This window comes from Acetobacter sp., assembly GCF_047721705.1.
Lineage (GTDB): Bacteria > Pseudomonadota > Alphaproteobacteria > Acetobacterales > Acetobacteraceae > Acetobacter.
Map to the genome: position 1 here is coordinate 12,243 of NZ_JBDNXK010000021.1, position 17,687 is coordinate 29,929.

At 58.0% G+C, this 17,687-nt stretch carries 20 protein-coding genes and 1 tRNA gene; 10 read left to right on the forward strand and 11 right to left on the reverse strand.

Going from position 1 to position 17,687, the window contains the following annotated elements:
- The first annotated feature begins 115 nt into the window (after positions 1–115).
- Positions 116–439, forward strand: coding sequence for an RNA chaperone Hfq (hfq, locus tag ABF824_RS05615; RefSeq protein ID WP_415486907.1), 324 nt, complete (start codon positions 116–118; stop codon positions 437–439).
- Complete coding sequence (hflX, locus tag ABF824_RS05620) at positions 420–1,742, forward strand: GTPase HflX (protein WP_415486908.1); 1,323 nt, start codon at positions 420–422, stop codon at positions 1,740–1,742. The genes hfq and hflX overlap by 20 nt, the downstream gene beginning before the upstream one ends.
- Positions 1,743–1,889: 147 nt before the next feature.
- On the opposite strand, the gene ABF824_RS05625 is transcribed toward hflX, so the two are convergent.
- Positions 1,890–1,966: transfer RNA gene (locus ABF824_RS05625), tRNA-Asp, on the reverse strand.
- A gap of 321 nt (positions 1,967–2,287) precedes the next feature.
- On the opposite strand from ABF824_RS05625, the gene ABF824_RS05630 reads away from it, so the two are divergent.
- Positions 2,288–3,271, forward strand: a complete 984-nt coding sequence (locus ABF824_RS05630; protein ID WP_415486909.1) for a retropepsin-like aspartic protease — start codon at positions 2,288–2,290, stop codon at positions 3,269–3,271.
- Between the two features lie 7 nt (positions 3,272–3,278).
- On the opposite strand, the gene ABF824_RS05635 is transcribed toward ABF824_RS05630, so the two are convergent.
- Positions 3,279–3,803 carry a carboxymuconolactone decarboxylase family protein gene (locus ABF824_RS05635; protein WP_415486910.1) on the reverse strand — a complete coding sequence of 175 codons (525 nt, stop codon included), beginning with the start codon at positions 3,801–3,803 and terminating at the stop codon, positions 3,279–3,281.
- Between the two features lie 78 nt (positions 3,804–3,881).
- On the reverse strand, positions 3,882–4,424 hold the full coding sequence (locus tag ABF824_RS05640; protein WP_415486911.1) for a peroxiredoxin: 543 nt from the start codon (positions 4,422–4,424) through the stop codon (positions 3,882–3,884).
- A 147-nt stretch (positions 4,425–4,571) separates the two neighbouring features.
- On the opposite strand from ABF824_RS05640, the gene ABF824_RS05645 reads away from it, so the two are divergent.
- The 3 genes from ABF824_RS05645 (at position 4,572) to ABF824_RS05655 (ending at position 6,424) form a co-directional block, all read left to right on the forward strand.
- Positions 4,572–5,522, forward strand: coding sequence for a hydrogen peroxide-inducible genes activator (locus tag ABF824_RS05645; RefSeq protein ID WP_415486912.1), 951 nt, complete (start codon positions 4,572–4,574; stop codon positions 5,520–5,522).
- Between the two features lie 118 nt (positions 5,523–5,640).
- Positions 5,641–5,766, forward strand: coding sequence for a type B 50S ribosomal protein L36 (gene ykgO, locus ABF824_RS05650; protein ID WP_025886195.1), 126 nt, complete (start codon positions 5,641–5,643; stop codon positions 5,764–5,766).
- Between the two features lie 25 nt (positions 5,767–5,791).
- Positions 5,792–6,424, forward strand: coding sequence for a hypothetical protein (locus ABF824_RS05655; protein ID WP_415486913.1), 633 nt, complete (start codon positions 5,792–5,794; stop codon positions 6,422–6,424).
- Between the two features lie 62 nt (positions 6,425–6,486).
- Here ABF824_RS05655 and ABF824_RS05660 read toward each other — a convergent pair whose 3' ends face one another.
- Positions 6,487–7,041 carry a Dps family protein gene (locus ABF824_RS05660; protein WP_415486914.1) on the reverse strand — a complete coding sequence of 185 codons (555 nt, stop codon included), beginning with the start codon at positions 7,039–7,041 and terminating at the stop codon, positions 6,487–6,489.
- A 173-nt stretch (positions 7,042–7,214) separates the two neighbouring features.
- Positions 7,215–8,003, reverse strand: a complete 789-nt coding sequence (locus tag ABF824_RS05665; protein WP_415486915.1) for a tRNA1(Val) (adenine(37)-N6)-methyltransferase — start codon at positions 8,001–8,003, stop codon at positions 7,215–7,217.
- 226 nt (positions 8,004–8,229) lie between these two features.
- On the opposite strand from ABF824_RS05665, the gene ABF824_RS05670 reads away from it, so the two are divergent.
- The gene (locus tag ABF824_RS05670) at positions 8,230–9,270 is read left to right on the forward strand and encodes a polyprenyl synthetase family protein (RefSeq protein ID WP_415486938.1); all 1,041 of its coding nucleotides are present in this window, start codon (positions 8,230–8,232) and stop codon (positions 9,268–9,270) included.
- Between the two features lie 10 nt (positions 9,271–9,280).
- On the opposite strand, the gene murI is transcribed toward ABF824_RS05670, so the two are convergent.
- Together murI and ABF824_RS05680 are read right to left on the reverse strand one after the other, a co-directional pair.
- Positions 9,281–10,108 (reverse strand): glutamate racemase, encoded by an 828-nt coding sequence (gene murI / locus ABF824_RS05675; RefSeq protein ID WP_415486940.1) that lies wholly within the window; start codon positions 10,106–10,108, stop codon positions 9,281–9,283.
- Between the two features lie 59 nt (positions 10,109–10,167).
- Positions 10,168–10,914: an orotate phosphoribosyltransferase gene (locus tag ABF824_RS05680; RefSeq protein WP_415486916.1), complete on the reverse strand. Its 747-nt coding sequence runs from the start codon at positions 10,912–10,914 to the stop codon at positions 10,168–10,170.
- A 102-nt stretch (positions 10,915–11,016) separates the two neighbouring features.
- Here ABF824_RS05680 and ABF824_RS05685 point away from each other — a divergent pair, with 102 nt between their 5' ends.
- Positions 11,017–11,979: an ELM1/GtrOC1 family putative glycosyltransferase gene (locus tag ABF824_RS05685; protein WP_415486917.1), complete on the forward strand. Its 963-nt coding sequence runs from the start codon at positions 11,017–11,019 to the stop codon at positions 11,977–11,979.
- Between the two features lie 112 nt (positions 11,980–12,091).
- Entirely contained in the window at positions 12,092–12,328 is a 237-nt protein-coding gene (locus tag ABF824_RS05690; RefSeq protein WP_415486918.1) for a hypothetical protein, read from the forward strand.
- Positions 12,329–12,524: 196 nt separating this feature from the next.
- Here the strand turns inward: ABF824_RS05690 and gltA are convergent, their stop codons facing one another.
- The 4 genes from gltA to ABF824_RS05710 all read right to left on the reverse strand — a co-directional run bounded on the left by gltA (position 12,525) and on the right by ABF824_RS05710 (position 15,762).
- On the reverse strand, positions 12,525–13,817 hold the full coding sequence (gltA, locus tag ABF824_RS05695; protein ID WP_415486942.1) for a citrate synthase: 1,293 nt from the start codon (positions 13,815–13,817) through the stop codon (positions 12,525–12,527).
- A gap of 163 nt (positions 13,818–13,980) precedes the next feature.
- Positions 13,981–14,520 carry a SixA phosphatase family protein gene (locus ABF824_RS05700; RefSeq protein ID WP_415486920.1) on the reverse strand — a complete coding sequence of 180 codons (540 nt, stop codon included), beginning with the start codon at positions 14,518–14,520 and terminating at the stop codon, positions 13,981–13,983.
- Positions 14,514–14,867 carry a chorismate mutase gene (locus ABF824_RS05705; RefSeq protein ID WP_415486922.1) on the reverse strand — a complete coding sequence of 118 codons (354 nt, stop codon included), beginning with the start codon at positions 14,865–14,867 and terminating at the stop codon, positions 14,514–14,516. The genes ABF824_RS05700 and ABF824_RS05705 overlap by 7 nt, the downstream gene beginning before the upstream one ends.
- A 136-nt stretch (positions 14,868–15,003) precedes the next feature.
- On the reverse strand, positions 15,004–15,762 hold the full coding sequence (locus tag ABF824_RS05710; protein ID WP_415486944.1) for a metallophosphoesterase: 759 nt from the start codon (positions 15,760–15,762) through the stop codon (positions 15,004–15,006).
- A gap of 361 nt (positions 15,763–16,123) precedes the next feature.
- Here ABF824_RS05710 and ABF824_RS05715 point away from each other — a divergent pair, with 361 nt between their 5' ends.
- Positions 16,124–17,641 carry an acetyl-CoA hydrolase/transferase family protein gene (locus ABF824_RS05715; RefSeq protein ID WP_415486924.1) on the forward strand — a complete coding sequence of 506 codons (1,518 nt, stop codon included), beginning with the start codon at positions 16,124–16,126 and terminating at the stop codon, positions 17,639–17,641.
- The last annotated feature ends 46 nt before the right edge of the window (positions 17,642–17,687 follow it).

Here is a 17,687-nt window from a genome sequence, read left to right on the forward strand (position 1 = left end):
TTTTAGGCAATAACGTGGCGACAGGCTTTCAGCTTTCTGCGGGCGGGGCTATTAGACACTGTTAAGCCTCGTGTCACGCCGAGCAAAAAAACAAAGAAGAAGCAGGACATCCATCGTGGCAAAGTCACCGCCTCAAAACGTCCAGGACGTTTTTCTCGGCCATGTGAGACGCGGAAAAGTTCCGGTGACCATCTTTCTGGTCAACGGCGTCAAACTCCAGGGAGTCATTACCTGGTTTGACGAGAGCGTCATACTCTTGCGCAGAGACAGTCATACGCAACTGGTCTACAAGCATGCCATCAGTACGGTCATGCCCCTCGTGCCGGTCAATGTCATTGAAACCGGCTCCGGAACTGCCGCGATCAATGTGGAGACAGGAGAGCGGGCGTCCGTGCATATGACGGAGAGTGACGAAGCACTTGGCGACGACATCTACTGAAACAGCGATCCCGGCAACACGTGCAGCGGTTATTCTCCCGTGGGAAAAACCGGAGCGTGAGCATGATGTGCGAACAGCCGAAGCGAGACTGGAAGAGGCTGTAGGCCTCACCTCGTCGATCGGTCTGGTTGTTGTCATGAAGGCAGTGCTGCTGTTGCGCGCACGCCGTCCAGCGACCCTGCTTGGATCAGGGCAAGTCGAATCGCTGCGTGAAGCCGTGGCGGAAAAGGAAGTGAAGGTCGTCGTCATCGACGCTCGGCTTTCCCCCGGGCAGCAGCGCAATCTTGAAAAGGCCCTTGGCTGCAAAGTCATAGACCGGACAGGCCTTATTCTCGATATCTTCGGTGCCCGTGCGGCGACCCGTGAAGGCTCGTTGCAGGTCGAACTGGCGCACCTCGAATATCAACGCTCCAGACTCGTGCGTTTGTGGACCCATCTTGAGCGTCAGCGCGGCGGCTTCGGCTTTCTTGGTGGTCCGGGTGAAACGCAGATCGAGGCCGATCGCCGGATGATCGGTGATCGCATTGTGCGCCTGAAGCGCGAACTGGAACAGGTGCGTCGGACGCGCGGGTTGCATCGTAGCGCCCGCAAGCGCGTGCCGTTTCCTGTTGTCGCGCTGGTTGGATACACCAACGCGGGCAAATCAACGCTGTTCAATGCGCTGACAGGTGCGTCCGTTTATGCCCAGAATCAGCTTTTCGCCACGCTTGATCCAACCATGCGGGCGATCCAGCTTCCATCGGGCCGTCGGGTGATTCTTTCCGACACTGTGGGGTTCATCAGCGAACTGCCGACCGAACTCATCGCCGCCTTCCGGGCAACGCTTGAGGAGGTATCGGAGGCTGATATCATCCTGCATGTCCGCGATATCGCTCATCCTGATAGCGACGCTCAGAAAGCCGATGTGCTGGGTGTTCTGGGCGATATGGAACGTGATCATATGCTGGATGGTGACTGGCGTTCCCGTGTCATCGAAGTGCTGAACAAGGCAGATCTCGTTGGCGGTCCCGATGCTGTGTCTCATGCCAATGGTGCCGTCCCCATTTCCGCGATCACGGGGGATGGTCTGCCGGAGCTGATGGCGGCCATAGATGAGCATATGGCTCATGCAATGGAGGTCGTGAGTTACCGGCTGCCTGCGGAAGCCGGGGCGGCCATCGCGTGGCTCTATGAGCATGGTGAGGTGACAGAGCGGAAAGACCACGATCTGGAGGTTGAGATCGTTGCGCGCTTTCGAGACGGTGATCGTGCCCGCTTTGAGAATCAGTTCGGGAATTTTCTTGTGGAAGAAGGTAAAAGCTGAAGGCCTGAGAGCCTGACGCTTTTCCTTTACTCCCAAGCAGGCAGCGCGGATGTGGAGATACGGCAAGATGTTTCTTGCTGTAATGTTTGCTGTGTTTTTTTTTGAGAGTGAAGAAGCTACTCTCGCGCCACTTTATAAACTGTAAAGTGGCGCGAGTGACGGGGCTCGAACCCGCGACCTCCGGCGTGACAGGCCGGCGCTCTAACCAACTGAGCTACACCCGCTTCTTTCGGACAACCCGGCGTTCCGTGTCGTCGTTGGCGGCTTTATAACCGCCTTTTCAGGACTTGCAACTCCACTTTGAGAAAAAAATGCCCTTTCCTGCATTTTCAGTCACTTCCGATGGAAGGAATGGCTGAAAACCGCGATTTCGGATGAAGGGAAAGGGGATATGAAACAGTCGCCGCAGAGTCTGCGTGAGGGAAGGGCATATACTCCTCCTCATTTTCGGGAGAAAAATAAAATCTGGCAGGCGGTCGTGTGACGAGTGGAAGGGGTAAATTGAAATGCGCAGGTGTGCGGCGGATGTGGTTCATTAGATGGGCGTGAGCAAAAGGGAGCTGAAATCCCTTGTAAGCCTTGGCACTCTGCTGGTCCTTTCCGCTTGCGCTTCCGGGCCACAAACATGCCAACTCAGTCGGATTGGGCCGCTCTCCGTCCTGAATGACAAGAACGGTTCACCCCTTATTTCGGTTATGCTCAACGGCAATCCCGCCGTCATGATGGTGGATACAGGCGCGGAGAATTCTCTGGTGACACCGGACGCGGTGGAGAACTTCAATCTCGAAACCACCACCAGGACAGTGACCACGAGAGGCGTGGGAGGCGCCGTGCGGACACCTGTCATTTCAGCGGACACATTGAAAATCGGCGATGCCGTCGCCTCGCAGGTGGTTTTTATCGAAGCCGATATGCCATCGGCCAGAAAGTATGGGGTCCCTGTTGCGGGATTGTTCGGTGCCGATTTTCTCAGTGGCTATGACGTATTGTTTGATCTTCCAAAACGCCAGATCACCCTATTTCGTCTGGAAGGATGCTCAACGGCGAATCTGGACTGGCAGGAGCCTTTCGAGCGCCTTCCATTCGTTGAACCCAGTCCTGTCAGAGTGACTTTGCCAGCAAAGCTGAATGGAAAATCAATCGACCTGATGCTGGACAGCGGTTCCAACAAGACCACGGTGCTCATGGAGCAGGCGAGGGAAGCGGGCGTGCGACGCGACGCGCTGGAGCAGGACGAAAATCTTGGCAGCACCGGCCTGGATGGCACGCATCTAGACGCATGGAGCCATCGGTTCGACAGTCTGGAGATCGGACCGGACCTCTATCGCGACCCGGAACTTATCGTTGCGCCGCTGGAAACATACTATGCGCTGCTCGGTGCTGACTTTCTCTGGCATATGCCGATGTGGATTTCGTATCGGGAGCAGGCTGTTCTGCTGTTCAAGCCCAATACGTCACCAAAAGCGCCTCCGGCGGAAAACGCCGTTCAGGCGGTTCCCGAAGGGGCGCATGCAGTGGGGCGTCAGTAAAATGATGTCAGGCAGCAGGTTCTGCTGCGAGTGCCACGGCCACGCCATTGATCGTTGCGGCGATGCGGACGGCAGTCTGCACCTGCTCGCTTGATAAGCCGCCTTCACGGACAGCGTGTTCGTGGCTCTTCACGCACATTTCGCACCCATTGATGGCGGAAACAGCGAGGGACCACAGCTCGAAATCGGCCTTGTCCACGCCGGGGCGGGCAATAACGCTCATGCGCAGCTTGGCTGGCATCTGCGTGTAATCGCCACCGACCATGTGGGTGAAACGGTAATAGATGTTGTTCATGCCCATGATGGCTGCGGCGGCTTTAGCCGCGTTCAGCGCCTCAGGTGACAGCTTCGTGTGGAACTCATCGATGATGGCTTTGGTGACTTCCTCGTTGCGGGCTGCAATGGCGGAAGCAATGAACGTACCGGCAAGCTGCTGTTCATTCAGTGTGATGTCGGAAGCGAGGCTGCTGAGGTTGAGACGCAGATCCTTCGCGTAGTCGGGCAGGCGGTCTTTCAGGGCGTCGATCGACATGGCGGCTTAACTCGGTCTTTCTTTCAGGAGAGACGCGCCGTCCGGGGCATACCGGACAGCGCGAATGATCTGGACGGATCAGACTTTCAGGAAGTCGTCACCCTGTTTCCAGTTGCACGGGCACAGCTCGTCGCTCTGCAGACCGTCGAGGATACGCAGGATTTCCTGCGGGTTACGACCGACCGACAGGTCATTGACGGAAACGTGGCGGATGATGCCCTCGTTATCGACAATGAACGTGGCGCGCAGATCGACGCCAGCACCCTTGGCGAGAATGCCGAGGCCTTCGGACAGTTCGCGCTTGATGTCGGACAGCATCGGGATCTCGAGCTTCTTGAGATCTTCGTGGTGCAGACGCCAGTTCAGGTGAACGAACTCGCTGTCGATGGAAGCGCCGTAAACGACGGCATCACGATCAGCGAAGTCTTTCGCGAGCTTGCCGAAAGCGACGATCTCGGTCGGGCAGACGAAGGTGAAGTCCTTCGGCCAGAAGAACACGATCTTCCACTTGCCGGCATCGGTCGTGTCGGAAATCTGGACGAACTTGCCATTCAGGCCTTCCGGGCCACCCGGAACGGCGGTCAGATCAAAGCTGGGAAACTTGTCGCCAACTGTCAGCATCGGAATGCTCCTTGCTTTTCACATTGAGAGACAATGCCGGGAGCAGCATTGCCACGGCGTTATGTATGGCGAGAGTGAGGCAACCATGCCAATGAATAATTTATCACTGAATGATTGATTGAATCGATCATAGCCGGAGGTGGAACCATGATGATCGTTCCCTCACCACAACAGCTTCGCTATCTGCTGGCTCTGGCCGAATACCGGCATTTCGGGCGTGCGGCAGCTGGGTGTTCCGTAACGCAGTCAACATTGTCCGCTGGAATCCTCGCATTGGAACGACAGCTTGATGCTCCACTGCTGGATAGAGGGGTAGGCAAGCGCGTCGTCTTCACACCGCTGGGGGACGAAGTGGTGAGACGCGCACGGACAGCTCTGTCGAGTCTGGAAGCGATTTCCTATCTCGTGCAGGCGTCCCGCGAGCCGATGACAGGCCCCATGCGGCTTGGCGTCATTCCCACCATCGGGCCTTTCGTCGTGTCGCAACTGATCTCGACTGTGAAACAGTGGTTCCCGCAGATCAGTCTGGTCATCACTGAAGATCTGACGGCACGGTTACTGGAAAAACTGGCAAGTGGACGGCTGGATGTAGTGCTGTTTGCGGTGCCCTATCATTGCGAAGGCGTAGAAACGGCGCCTCTCTGGCGCGATCCCCTGCTGCTGGGCGTTCCGGGTGGTCATCCACTCGCTGCGCTCCCAGAAGTGCCCCTGAGCAGGGTCGAGGAAGAAAAAATGGTGTTGATGCAGGATGGACACTGCCTTCGGGACCAGACGATCGATATCTGCCGACAGGGACGAAACTGGGGCGAAGGCGAACTGGAAGATGCGAACACGGCATCCTCCCTTTATACTTTAACAAGAATGATTGATGCTGGCCTCGGCGTCGGATTACTACCGGAACTGGCCGTGGATGCTGGCATTCTTGAGCGTTCGCATGTCGTGGCGCGACCGGTGACCGGCGGTCCGGCATGGCGCACCATCGCTCTGGGGTGGCGGACAGGTTCGCCGCGCACGGAGGATTTCGACATGCTCACCAAGACACTCAGGCGTCTCGCGCCGGAGGGAAGAGGGAGCATCACGTCCGAAGAAGGCTTATAAACAGCCTCTTAACTTGAGAAATCAGGCTCTTTGCATTGACTTTTTCCCTGCGGCTTCGTATGTCGCACGCACTTTTTCTTGCGGACATGCTGCCGCAGACGGATGGAAGAAACGCGTTATGAAAATCAGAAACAGCCTTAAGTCGGCTAAAATCCGTGACAAGGACTGCCGCGTCGTGCGTCGTCGTGGTCGCGTCTATGTCATCAACAAGAAGAACCCGCGCATGAAGGCTCGTCAGGGCTGATCGCTCGATCGACCGGATTTTGCGTATGCACGAAAAAACCCGCCTGACGGCTCTGGAAACAGAACCCCGTGGCGGGTTTTTTCGTTTTGTCTGGCTTTCTGTGGGAATGTCGCTGTTCCCGGTGACGGCGGGATACGCCGCTCCATCATCTCCCCAGCAGCAGGCCGAGGCACACACCCAGCAGAAGATCGCGGCACTCGCCACGCAACTGGCCAAGACAAAGAACGGCACGGAGGCGGCTCTCCTGAGAGGGCAGCTTGAAGAACTCCGCACCAAACCCATCCGCCCCGCCACGATGCTTCTGGTCAGACGTGCGACCCGCGAACTGGGCAGTCAGAAGGTCGGCGACGCGATCGATGATTTCGGTGCCGCCCTGTCATTGCAGAGTGACCTTGCCGTGCTGTGGCGCCTGCGCGCGCAGGCTCGTCTGACAGGTGGCGACACGATGGGAGCCATCAGCGATCTGGGCGTTGCGCTCCAGTACGACGGTAATGACGCCATCAGCTGGGAAACGCTAGCGGCGGCCGAGGATGCCGCAGGGGACGATCAGGCCGCGCTCAAGGCATGGCAGCGCTTGATCGAGCTTGATCCCTGTCTGCCGGGGGCCAAGGAGCGGTTGGAAAAGCTGCGCCTCAAGGCGTTCGGCCGTCCCACCTAAAACGCACACAGGCCCGAACGAGAGATACTCGCCGGGCCTGTTTGTTTTGAGCGTGAAAGCCTTCAGCTATTTGCGCCGAACGTCGTGCGGGTAATTTCGAACAGGAACCACGTGCGGCGTTCGCTTTCGTCGATCCAGTTCTCAAGGAGACTGGTCGTCGCGCAGTCGCCAACTTCACTCGTCAGCCCATGCACCTGACGCATTTCGGCGACCAGTTGCTTGTTGTCCTCACAGAGTTCCGCGATCATGTCAGGAGCGTCGACATAGTCGGCGTCGTTGTCCTTGAGGCGCTGAAGGCGGCTGACTTCACCAATGGAGTGCAGCGTCAGCCCACCGAGCTTGCGGGCACGTTCTGCCATCGGGTCTGTCATCGCGAAAATCTGTGCGCTCTGTTCATCGAGCAGCAGGTGCAGATCGCGGAACTGACGACCGCTCATGTGCCAGTGGAAATTTTTCGTCTTCATATAAAGCGCGAAGACATCGGCAAGCAGCGCGCGCAGTGCGGCGGCAATGTTTTCCACGCCCTCTCTGGGGAGGTCAGTAGGTGTGCCGAGATAATGACGGATTTCGGCTGACTGAGCCTGTGCGGCCTTGGCCGAAGAAGATGATTTCGCCATGATATTTAGTCCCTTTGCTGGTCCGTCTTCGCTGACAGGGCACATCATCGATGGGCGCCTTTGCTGCGGCCGGACAGGGGTGCAGCGTTTGATTTCTGCAGGCGATATGCAGGCGTTTTTTGGGGGGCGATGTCAAGCGCGCTGGCTATGTCTGCAAAGCGTTGCAGCAATTATCACAGAACATTCTTATCCGCGCTTTCCGTCCGGGTGATCTGGAGAACGCTGCTGCGGCCTGCCTTTCGGAACGAGTCGGGAAAAAGGGCATGACCTTCCCGCAGGAGAGCCTGGGCCTGTGGGGTGAAGTCGTTCCTCTCATTATGCAGCACAAGGCCGGGCAGGAGGCGTGATCCCGCCTGTCCGCCCTGTCGCCCGCGAAGCAGAACGATTCTGGCCTCTTCTCCCGCATGGGGCCAGAGAGGCACCATTTCCACGCTTCCTATGCCGGTGGCTTCACACGCAGCCAGAGCCTCGGCCAAGCGGGAAGAGGGCAGGGCAAGCGTCATGGAGCCTTTCTGCCGGAGCAGGGCCGAGAGAGATTGAATCCACCGAACAAAAGTATCCGTTTGAGCTCGTCGCGCCCTGTCCCGGCGATGATGAGGCGAGGCTGTCGCATCAGTCCGATGCCAAGGAGGGTTGGCAAAGACGTGATCGAATCGGGAGCTGCCCGGAGGGAGGACGGCTGCATTGCAGATATCGCCGGAAACAATATGTATATTAGGGCGTTCGTTCGTGGCGGCATTTGCTGCGGCAAGAGCCGCCGTCTCGGAATCGAGTTCGATTCCGATGGCTGTCAGTTGTGGGACACGCGCTGTCAGGCACAGAAGGCCCGCGCCCGCGCCACACCCTGCTTCCAATACTCTTTCACCCGGTCGGGCTGGAACGAGAGCAGCCATCAGAACGGGTTCGAGACCGGTTCGGTAACCGTTGCGAAACTGCTGATAGGCAATTCTGCCCCCCAGCAAAGTGCCTGCAGTGGTTTCCGGAAGCCGGGAAAGAGGCGGAGTTGCGCTTGGGACAACTTGACCGTCTCCTGAGCGCCGCTCATATGGTTGCACTATCACGGTCCCTTTTTCGGGAGAAAGTCATTTGCGCGTCGCAGTCAATCTGCCGAACATGGAGAGCCCCGCCAGCGAGGCCCCAAGAGAAGCGGTCAAGAAGATCTCGGGCGGCGCACGTGGAAATGAAGCCATGAAGTCGCCCACCAGCGAGAACGTCCTCAAGGCGCTCGCCGATTATCTTGCCGAAGACATGCTGGCCTGCAACCGGGAAATTATCGCCCGCATGCAGAGTGATGTGCCGCTCATCCCGCAGCTTGCAGCACATCTGGTCGCGGCTGGCGGAAAACGGCTGCGTCCGCTGCTCGTGCTGGCGGCAGCGCGCCTTGCTGGCTACCGGGAGCAGGGCGAGGGAATGCGGCATATCGGTGTCGCCGCCTGCGTGGAGTTCATTCACACAGCCACGCTTCTGCATGATGATGTGGTGGACAACAGCCAGTTGCGTCGCGGACTTGCCAGTGCCAATGCCGTGTTCGGCAACAAGGCTTCCGTGCTGGTTGGTGACTTCCTGTTCGCGCGGGCCTTCCAGATTCTCACGGCTGGCGGTTCGCTACCGGTGATGGCCATTCTCTCCGCGGCTTCCGCGACGCTTGCCGAGGGCGAGGTCATGCAGATGACCACGCAGAACGATCTCACAACAACTGTGGATCGCTACCTGCAGGTGATCTACGGCAAAACTGCGGCCCTGTTCGCCGCAGCGTGCGAAACGGGCGCTGTCGTTGCCGGAGCGGATGAGCAGACTCGGGAAGCGCTGCGTCAGTATGGCGCTAATCTGGGTATGGCATTCCAGTTGGTCGATGATGCGCTGGATTATTCGGCGGATCAGGCGGTTCTGGGCAAGACTGTCGGCGATGATTTCTATGAGGGTAAGGTCACCCTGCCGGTTCTTGCGGCTTACCATGCCGGAAACAAGGACGATCAGGAATTCTGGCGTCGGACAATCGAAGATAGCGACGACGGTCAGCAGGACGGTGATCTTGAGCATGCTCTGGAACTGATCGCCCGGACGAATGCCATCGATGTCACTATGGACAAGGCCCGCGATTATGCGCAGGCGGCGAGCGACGCGCTTGATCGCATGTCGAAAGCGGGACTGGCAGCCAATGCCGATATGGAACCGCTCAGGCAGCTTCTGAAGGATGTTGCGATCTACACTGTAGACCGCGCTCGCTGAGGCAGGTCACTCAGCTATGAGGAGGCTTCCATAGGCCCACATGGCTGTAACCAAATGGAAGAAGATGCTCTTCCAGCAGGGCGCTATCTTGCGGAAGTGCTGTGAACCACACCCGGTTCGTTTTTTCTCGCGAGATGTCCTTGAAGGCACGTCCTTCCAGAACCGTGGCTGTCTGTCTGGCGACTGCGTTGGCGGGGTCCAGCCACGCCACATGCGGCGGTGAAACGGCCCTGAGGGCATCCACGAGAAAAGTGTAGTGCGTGCATCCTAGGGCGACGGCATCAATGCGCTCACCATCTGGCTGCCCGAACAGGCCCATTGCTTCCTGTCGAATGAGTTCAGGATCAATTGTTTCGCCCCTGAAAACAGCCTCCGCATAGTCTGCGAGGTAACGGGCGCCATAGGCGACCAGAGTGCAGTCGGGCGCATATTGCTCATGCAGAGCCGCCACATAGGGGCGGCGCACTGTGGCCCGTGTAGCCAGCAGGCCGATCACGCGGCTCTGACTGATGCGCGCAGCCCAGCGCACGGCTGGGACGCAACCTATGAAAGGAATGTCGGGGCGTTTTTCACGCAATGCGGTGAGCGCCAGCGTGCTGGCCGTGTTGCAGGCAATGACGACGGCATCTGGTTGGAGCGTTTCGATGGCACGATCAATGAGCGTGACGATATGCCGGGAAAGCACGGCGTCGTCCTGCTCGCCATAAGGGAACAGGGCCGTATCAGCGAGATAATCGATGCCAGCCAGCGGCAGATGGCGACGCAATGCCGCCACCACACCCAGTCCCCCAATGCCGGAATCGAACGCCAGCAGCCGCCCTTCTGCTTGTGACGGCAGAAAAGCCTCTTCGACAGTTTTATCTCGATTCGGCAGTGAAACAGCCTGCGTCACGGCATTCAGGAGTCGCGGGCTGTCTTCAGAGCCAGAGCTTCTTCAAGGCTGCCGACGCCACCATGACGGGCCGACCAGCCGCATGGGTCTTCAAGGAAGCGACGCACTTCAGCCGCAGCGCCTTCCGAGAAGTAAGGACGCTCGGCACAGGCCTCAAGCACGTCCCACCATGTGCAGAGAGAGTGCAGGGAGATGCCCATGTCGGACAGAGTTTTATGCGCGCCCGGGAACACGCCGTAGAAGAACACGACGAAAGTGTGATTGAGGATTGCACCCGCATCACGCAACGCCTTGGCGAATCCGACCTTGGACGCACCATCTGTTGTCAGATCTTCGACGAGCAGGGTGCGCATCCCTTCCGGCACATCGCCTTCAATCTGGGCATTGCGGCCAAAACCTTTTGGTTTTTTGCGCACATAGGCCATCGGCGTCATCATCCGGTCGGCAAACCATGCGGCGAACGGAATGCCGGCCGTCTCACCGCCGACCACGGCGTCAATGCTTTCATAACCGACGTGACGGCCGATTTTCTCAACACCGAGTTCTACGATCTTCGCGCGTGCGCGAGGGAAAAAGATGATTCGGCGGCAGTCGATGTAAACTGGTGATTTCCAGCCAGAAGTCAGAGTGTAAGGCTCTTCCGGACGAAAATTGACAGCCTTGATTTCTAGCAGGAGGCGGGCGGTTGTGAGCGCTGCATCCCGGTCCCACGCTGATGCGTCATTGCCGAGAACCGTTTCCTGTTCGATCATGTGTTTTATGTCCCTTATTCATCGCGCGCTTCGCTCGCCAGCGTCGACGAGGCATAGCCGCAGACTGGCGGAAAATCCATTGCCAACGCCTGAAAATGGCGTTTGGAACGGAGTTACACGCCTGCTGGTGTTACGATGATTTATGAGGAAGCGGCAGCGCCGGTAGCGATCTGGGTGATTGAAAGCGGTGAGACGGCAGGAGTCGGCCCGGCTCATGTGCTCGCCGGACGGCTGGAATGCACTTTCCGCCGGATGAAGGACACCTCCATTCCTGAAAAGGAAACGTCCCGTCCCAACCTTATTCTTACGTCGGGCCTTGGCGGCAGTCTGACAGGACTTTCTCTGCGTAAACGCCTTGATGTGCCGGTAGTGCATTGTGCCAGCAGGAATGCCGTGACGCTCGCAGCCAGTCATCTGTTCGATGGTGTCGTGCTGTCGTCTTTGCAGCCCTTTGAATCTTCGAGACCGAATGTCATGCCTGTTCTGGGGCCACTGAGCATCGTGTCTCCTGCTCTTTACGAGCGGGCAGCCAGATTGTGGCAGGAGCGTTTGGACCATTTGCCGCGCCTGCGGGTTTCCGTGCGGATCGATAGCGGTTGGAACGTGTCGCCGAGCGAGGCTCAGGCTGCGGGTCAGCGGCTTGAAATGACAATGGCTGCCGTAGGGGGCTCGCTTCTGATTGCGATAGGTGAGGGCGTCCGGACAGAAGTCGCCGATGCGTTTCTGGGGAGTGTCGCTTCCTGTTTCCATCTTGTGTGGCGCCACGGCGAGCCGGACGATGATCCTAGTCTCGGTTTTACGGCCTGTGCGGATGCCGTGCTGCTCTACGGCGCTCATGTTTCAACACTTGTTGAAGTGACTGCCAGTCCGCTTCCCATTTTTCTGGGACAGATTCCCGGTCGGCTGGGAGCCTGCAACCGTTTCGCGCGCTCACTTCTTCAGCGCGACATGGTGAGGGTGTTTGATGCGGATTTTTCCCCTTGGCCGCGTGAAGTGCTTGATGAAGGGGGACGTGTCGCCGTTCTGCTGCGAAATCGGTTTCGTCTGTCGCAGCAGGTCGAGTGAAGGCCCATTGTCTTATTGCAGACGAGGCAGAACGGTAACGACTTGCGGGACTGGTCGTTCTTCCTCTATAGTGCAGCACAGTTGCAAATGATTATCAATAAAGGATTTGGTTGTGGTGGATAGCAGTCGCATAGCGCGGAATTGCGAACGGGCTGTAGTCACGGCCTACGAAGAGCTCAAGCAGGTGGGGACGAACGATGTATCGGCGTTCAATGCCTGCACGACTCTCTATCGCATTCATCACCCCGAGTCGTCCGTGAATGAGGCCAGACGGCTTGTGTCCGAGTGGATTGATCATCACGTAGTGCGCAGAAAAGTAGGGCCGACTGCAGGCTGCGACTGCATCTGACAGCAGTCTGACGTTTTCAGATCCTTAATTGAGGGGCCATTTCCAGTCAGCTGGAGATGGCCTTTTTCATTGTCCGGACTGAAGCGGGTCGCACGGCTAATGACTGTGCGCAAAGAAAAAGGCCCCACCCTATTGGTGGAGCCTTTTGTCTCAACGGAGAAAATTTTCCCTCCCCAAGTATAACTGCTTTTACCTGTCAGGCGCGCTTGTCGAGGGGGACGAATTCGCGCTTCGGAGCGCCAGTGTAGAGCTGACGCGGGCGGCTGATGCGCTGACCCGGCTCTTCGATCATCTCTTTCCACTGGCTGATCCAGCCCGTGGTGCGGGCGACGGCGAACAGCACCGTGAACATGCTGGTCGGGATTCCCATCGCCTTGAGAATGATGCCGGAATAGAAATCGACGTTCGGATACAGCTTGCGCTGCACGAAATACGGGTCGCTCAGAGCGATCTTTTCAAGCTCAACAGCGAGATCAAGCTGCGGATCGTCCTTGATGCCCAGTTCGGTCAGCACTTCGTGACAGGTCTGCTGCATGATCTTCGCGCGTGGGTCGAAGTTCTTGTAGACGCGATGCCCGAAGCCCATCAGCTTCACGCCGCTATTTTTGTCCTTCACCTTGGCAATGAAGTCCGGGATGTTTTCTTTCGATCCGATCCGGTCCAGCATCTTCAGCACGGCTTCGTTGGCACCACCGTGAGCAGGTCCCCACAGGGCGGCGATGCCAGCCGCAATACAGGCAAACGGGTTGGCGCCCGTTGAACCAGCCAGACGAACTGTCGAGGTCGAGGCGTTCTGCTCATGATCGGCGTGCAGGATCAGGATGCGGTTCATCGCCCGTGCGAGCACCGGGTTGACCTTGTAAGGCTCTGACGGACGAGCGAACATCATCGAGAGGAAGTTCTCGGCGTAATTCAGGTCGTTACGCGGATAAACGAACGCCTCGCCAACCGTGTATTTGTAAGCCCACGCGGCAATGGTCGGGATCTTGGCGATCAGACGCATCGCTGCCAGTTCGCGATTTTCCGGCTTCGAAATGTCGTTCGCGTCCGGATAGAAAGCGGAGAGCGCGCCAACCGTGCCGCACAGGATGGCCATCGGGTGGGCATCACGACGGTAGCCGTTGAAGAAGTTGCGGATCTGCTCGTGCAACAGCGTATGATTTGTGAGGGTGTTCACGAACGCTTCATACTGGCTCTTGTCAGGCAGTTCGCCATTGAGCAGCAGGTAGATCACTTCCGGGTAGGAAGCATGTTCGGCCAACTGGTCAATGGGATATCCGCGGTGCAGCAGAACGCCCTTGTCACCGTCAATGAAGGTGATCTTGCTCTCGCAAGAGGCCGTTTCACCATAACCCGGGTCGAACGTGAAAACGCCCGTATCATGGGTCAGACGACGAATATCGACAACATCCGGTCCAAGAGTTCCCTTGAGAACCGGCAGTTCCGCCGATGTGTCACCGATTTTGATGCTGGCAGTCGTTCCCGTCACAGCTTCCTCCGACGCGCTCACTTGGCGCTACTTCTTAAAAACTTGGTCACCCGAAATTTCAGACGGTGACATCGGTGCTGACTGTCCCCGATCGCAGGCGAAACCGGAAGCCTCGGAAAGACCACAAACGCGTCATCTTTCCTTGATACTCCCCTCTTCCGGCTCAATTTTGCGAGAACACTTCCAGCCAGGCCGTCTTTGGGCCCAGAGATTTCCACGTCAGCGCGATGGACTCCCGCTCTTCGACTTCGACGCGGAAGGTCGCCAGCGTTCCCAGTTCGAAATCAGAGTCGAGAGAGCGTTCGACCCCATTCAGATAGCGGGCCAAAGCGGGAAGACCCGGGTTATGTCCGACAAGCAGGATCGTATGAACCGAGTCCTGTGTCGCACGCACGCGGGCGAGCAGTTCGTCCGGTGCAGCCAGATAAAGTGTGGGTTCGATCCTCACTTCCGGCTGCGTATTGCCGCCAAAGGGCAGAAGGCCGGCATAGGTCTGGCGCGTTCTCATGGCCGGACTGCACAACACGAGATCAGGCACCAGACCGGCACGGCGCATGCTTTCTCCACGGCGTCGCGCCATCCGATGTCCGGCGTCCGTCAGGGGACGCGCAAGATCGGCAGCCGTTCCGTAGTCCCCACCTTGTGCGGGCGCGGCCTCACAATGTCTGAGAAGCAGAAGGCGATGCGCGACGGGCTTCAGCATGAAGACTGGCCGTTCTTGTCGCGGGCAATGGCTTCGTGGTGTCGGATCACTTCACTGATGATGAAATTCAGGAACTTTTCCGCGAAGTCTGGATCGAGTCTGGCGTCGCTCGCCAACTGCCGCAGACGCGCGATCTGGCGCTTTTCACGCGCAGGATCGGCTGGCGGCATGTTGTAACGCGCCTTGAGTTTCCCCACTTCCTGCGTGCAGCGGAACCGCTCGGCCAGCATGGCGACCAGTGCCATGTCGATATTGTCGATACTCTGGCGGAGCGCTGCCAGTTCCGCCTTGGGGTCTCTGTCGTCGGCCGGGCCGGTTGAATGGTCTGGAGAGTGAGGGCTCGTCACGCCTTGATTGTCCTGTCGTTCCGTTCAGCAGCGTGGCTCAACAGCCCGGGAAACCTTGGCTGGCGTAGCTTTGCTGTCGATCATGCCCTGATTCACCACGCGCCACGCAGTCTGTCAAAGCCTCTCCGTTCCACCGTCAGTCGTTGGCCCAGAAGCCTGATGGTTCGGGGTAATCCGGGATGCCCGCCTTCTCTTCAGGCAGGTCGATCCATGCGAGATGGCCGCCTTTCCCTGCGCCTGTATCGACAAACACCGCCACCCCACCGTTTCTGCCATGCTTGACCCACGGACGTCCGTCGGTCGAACGCCGGTCATGGCCGCAATAAACAGTGTGTCCGGCAGGGATATGATCCACCCAATTCAGGCGCCTTTCGGGATATCCGTCGCTCTGTGTGCGTCCGGTGACTTCGCCGAACAGGGCGCGCGACAGCAGAGGGGAGACATTTTCAAGCCCCGGAGGACTGGATTCACCCAACATCCCCGTGTGAAAGGCGGCGTGGACGAAAATCCGGCGACCCAGTTTCAGCCATGTGGGTGTCTGCCTCAGAAGAGGGAGCGCCATTTCAAGCACGTCCGCGTTGTGAGGCTCGAAAAGTTGGTTGATCGTCGCTTCCAGAGGGGCATCACGACGCAGTTTCCGGCCCATCAGGGCGCGCCCCAGTTTACGGTCATGGTTGCCCAGAAGGAAAAGCCCGCGCCCCTGTTGGACGATATCAGCCATCAGACGCAGGGTGCCCGCACTCTCAGGTCCGTAATCGACGAGATCTCCTAACTGTATGATAAAGCGCTCTGTCGCGACGGCATGTCGGAAAGCTTCCAGATCACCATGCACGTCCCCCACGACACGAATGGGTCGGTTGGCAACAGCACGCCGGAATTCAGCTTCATCGTACATCGGTACGCTCACCCACAGTATCTTCTTGTCATATTTGGGCAATTTTGCCTGTGCGCGAAGAGGGGAAGTACACTTATTTTGTGCTCTGCACGCTATCAGGCGGCTTTCGGACGTCAACCTCACGACAATTCGATGTCGGAAGAGGGAGGTAGACCCGTTGCGCACAAGTATGTGACGCGCGCTCCGGCCAGAATTGCGCATAGATGAGGCCACCGTGACCGAGGGGGAACGAAAGACCGATGACAGAACAGGAAAAACTGGCGGGTCGGTTTCTCTCAGGTCGGGTGCCGAGTTCACTGGAGGGAAATCGCCAGTGGAGTCGGGGCCTGGAAGTTTCTAAGAAGCCGAACTGGAACGTTTTATGACTGATCGTATTCGTAGTCAGGCGTTGCGCGCCAAGGAAATGCCCGCCGAAGCCGCAGCCGCTCTTATTGGAAATGGCGCTACGCTTGGCACCAGTGGCTTTACCGGCGCCGCCTATCCGAAAGCCGTGCCGCAGGCGCTGGCCGAACGGATGAGCGCCGCTCAGGGCAAAGGAGAAGAACTCAAGGTCCGTCTGGTGACAGGCGCTTCGACCGGCCCTCAGCTCGATGGCGCGCTCGCCAAGGTGCATGGCGTGTCCTACCGCTCGCCGTTCAACACCGATCCTGCGATGCGCAACAACATCAACTCGGGCGAAACCGAGTATTTCGACACGCATCTGGGTCTCGTCGCGCCTCGTGCCGTGCAGGGCAATTATGGCAAGTTCGATTTCGCCATTGTCGAAGCCACCGCCATTCGTGAAGACGGCGGCATCGTGCCCACTTCTTCCGTCGGCAATTCACAGACATTCCTTGATCTGGCCGAGAAGGTCATCATCGAGGTGAACAGCTGGCAGCCCGAAGGCCTTGAGGGCATGCACGACGTGTTCCGTGGCAATGTCAGTAATATTCCGCCGCGTGACATCATCCCCATCCGCAGCGCGGACGATCGCATTGGCGAAACCTTCCTGCGTGTCGATCCGGGCAAGATTGTCGCGGTGGTGCGCACTGATGAATCAGACCGGAATGCGCCATTCGCTGCACCGGATGTGACTGCAAAGGATATTGCCGGTCATCTGCTCGAATTCTTCGAGCATGAAGTGAAGGTCGGTCGTCTTCCGCCAAATCTTCTACCGCTTCAGTCGGGCGTCGGTAACGTTGCGAACGCCGTGCTTGATGGTCTGAACGAAGGACCATTCGAAAATCTGTATGGCTTTTCGGAGGTGATTCAGGACGGCATGCTGCGGATGCTGGATAACGGCCGCATGAAAATCGCGTCCGCCACATCCTTCTCGCTCAGCCCGGATGCGGTTGAGGAAATCAACCGCCGCATGTCGTTTTTCCGCGAGAAGATCATTCTTCGTCAGCAGGATGTCAGCAACAACGCCGAAGTCATCCGCCGTCTGGGCTGTATCGCCATGAACGGCATGCTGGAGGCCGATATTTACGGCAACATCAATTCCACCCGCGTGATGGGTTCGAAGATGATGAACGGTATCGGTGGTTCCGGCGACTTCGCACGCAACTCGTTCCTCTCGATCTTCCTGACGCCTTCAACGGCGAAAGACGGCCATATCTCGGCGATCGTGCCGATGGCGGCTCACGTCGATCACATCATGCAGGACAGCCAGATCATCGTCACCGAACAGGGGCTGGCGGACATGCGTGGTCTTGGTCCGGTGCAGCGTGCGGAGGTCGTTATCCGCAACTGTGCGCATCCAACCTATCGTCCGTTGCTGGAAGATTATCTGGCCCGTGCGAAGAAGGAATCGTTCGGCAAGCATACGCCGCATCTGCTCAAGGAAGCCCTTTCCTGGCACGAGCGTTTTGTCGAAACGGGTTCCATGCTTCCGCGTTGAACGGTTGTTCCGCAAAACTGCAAAAGGGCGTTCTTCGGAGCGCCCT

Bases quoted from the DNA above. Each gene is read 5' to 3' on its own strand.
- ABF824_RS05635 (WP_415486910.1), bottom strand. From the start codon at position 3,803: ATGTCGATCGACGCCCTGAAAGACCGCCTGCCCGACTACGCGAAGGAT.
- ABF824_RS05640 (WP_415486911.1), bottom strand. From the start codon at position 4,424: ATGCTGACAGTTGGCGACAAGTTTCCCAGCTTTGATCTGACCGCCGTT.
- ABF824_RS05645 (WP_415486912.1), top strand. From the start codon at position 4,572: ATGATGATCGTTCCCTCACCACAACAGCTTCGCTATCTGCTGGCTCTG.
- ykgO (WP_025886195.1), top strand. From the start codon at position 5,641: ATGAAAATCAGAAACAGCCTTAAGTCGGCTAAAATCCGTGACAAGGAC.
- ABF824_RS05655 (WP_415486913.1), top strand. From the start codon at position 5,792: ATGCACGAAAAAACCCGCCTGACGGCTCTGGAAACAGAACCCCGTGGC.
- ABF824_RS05660 (WP_415486914.1), bottom strand. From the start codon at position 7,041: ATGGCGAAATCATCTTCTTCGGCCAAGGCCGCACAGGCTCAGTCAGCC.
- ABF824_RS05670 (WP_415486938.1), top strand. From the start codon at position 8,230: ATGAAGTCGCCCACCAGCGAGAACGTCCTCAAGGCGCTCGCCGATTAT.
- ABF824_RS05680 (WP_415486916.1), bottom strand. From the start codon at position 10,914: ATGATCGAACAGGAAACGGTTCTCGGCAATGACGCATCAGCGTGGGAC.
- ABF824_RS05700 (WP_415486920.1), bottom strand. From the start codon at position 14,520: ATGCTGAAGCCCGTCGCGCATCGCCTTCTGCTTCTCAGACATTGTGAG.
- ABF824_RS05710 (WP_415486944.1), bottom strand. From the start codon at position 15,762: ATGTACGATGAAGCTGAATTCCGGCGTGCTGTTGCCAACCGACCCATT.
- ABF824_RS05715 (WP_415486924.1), top strand. From the start codon at position 16,124: ATGACTGATCGTATTCGTAGTCAGGCGTTGCGCGCCAAGGAAATGCCC.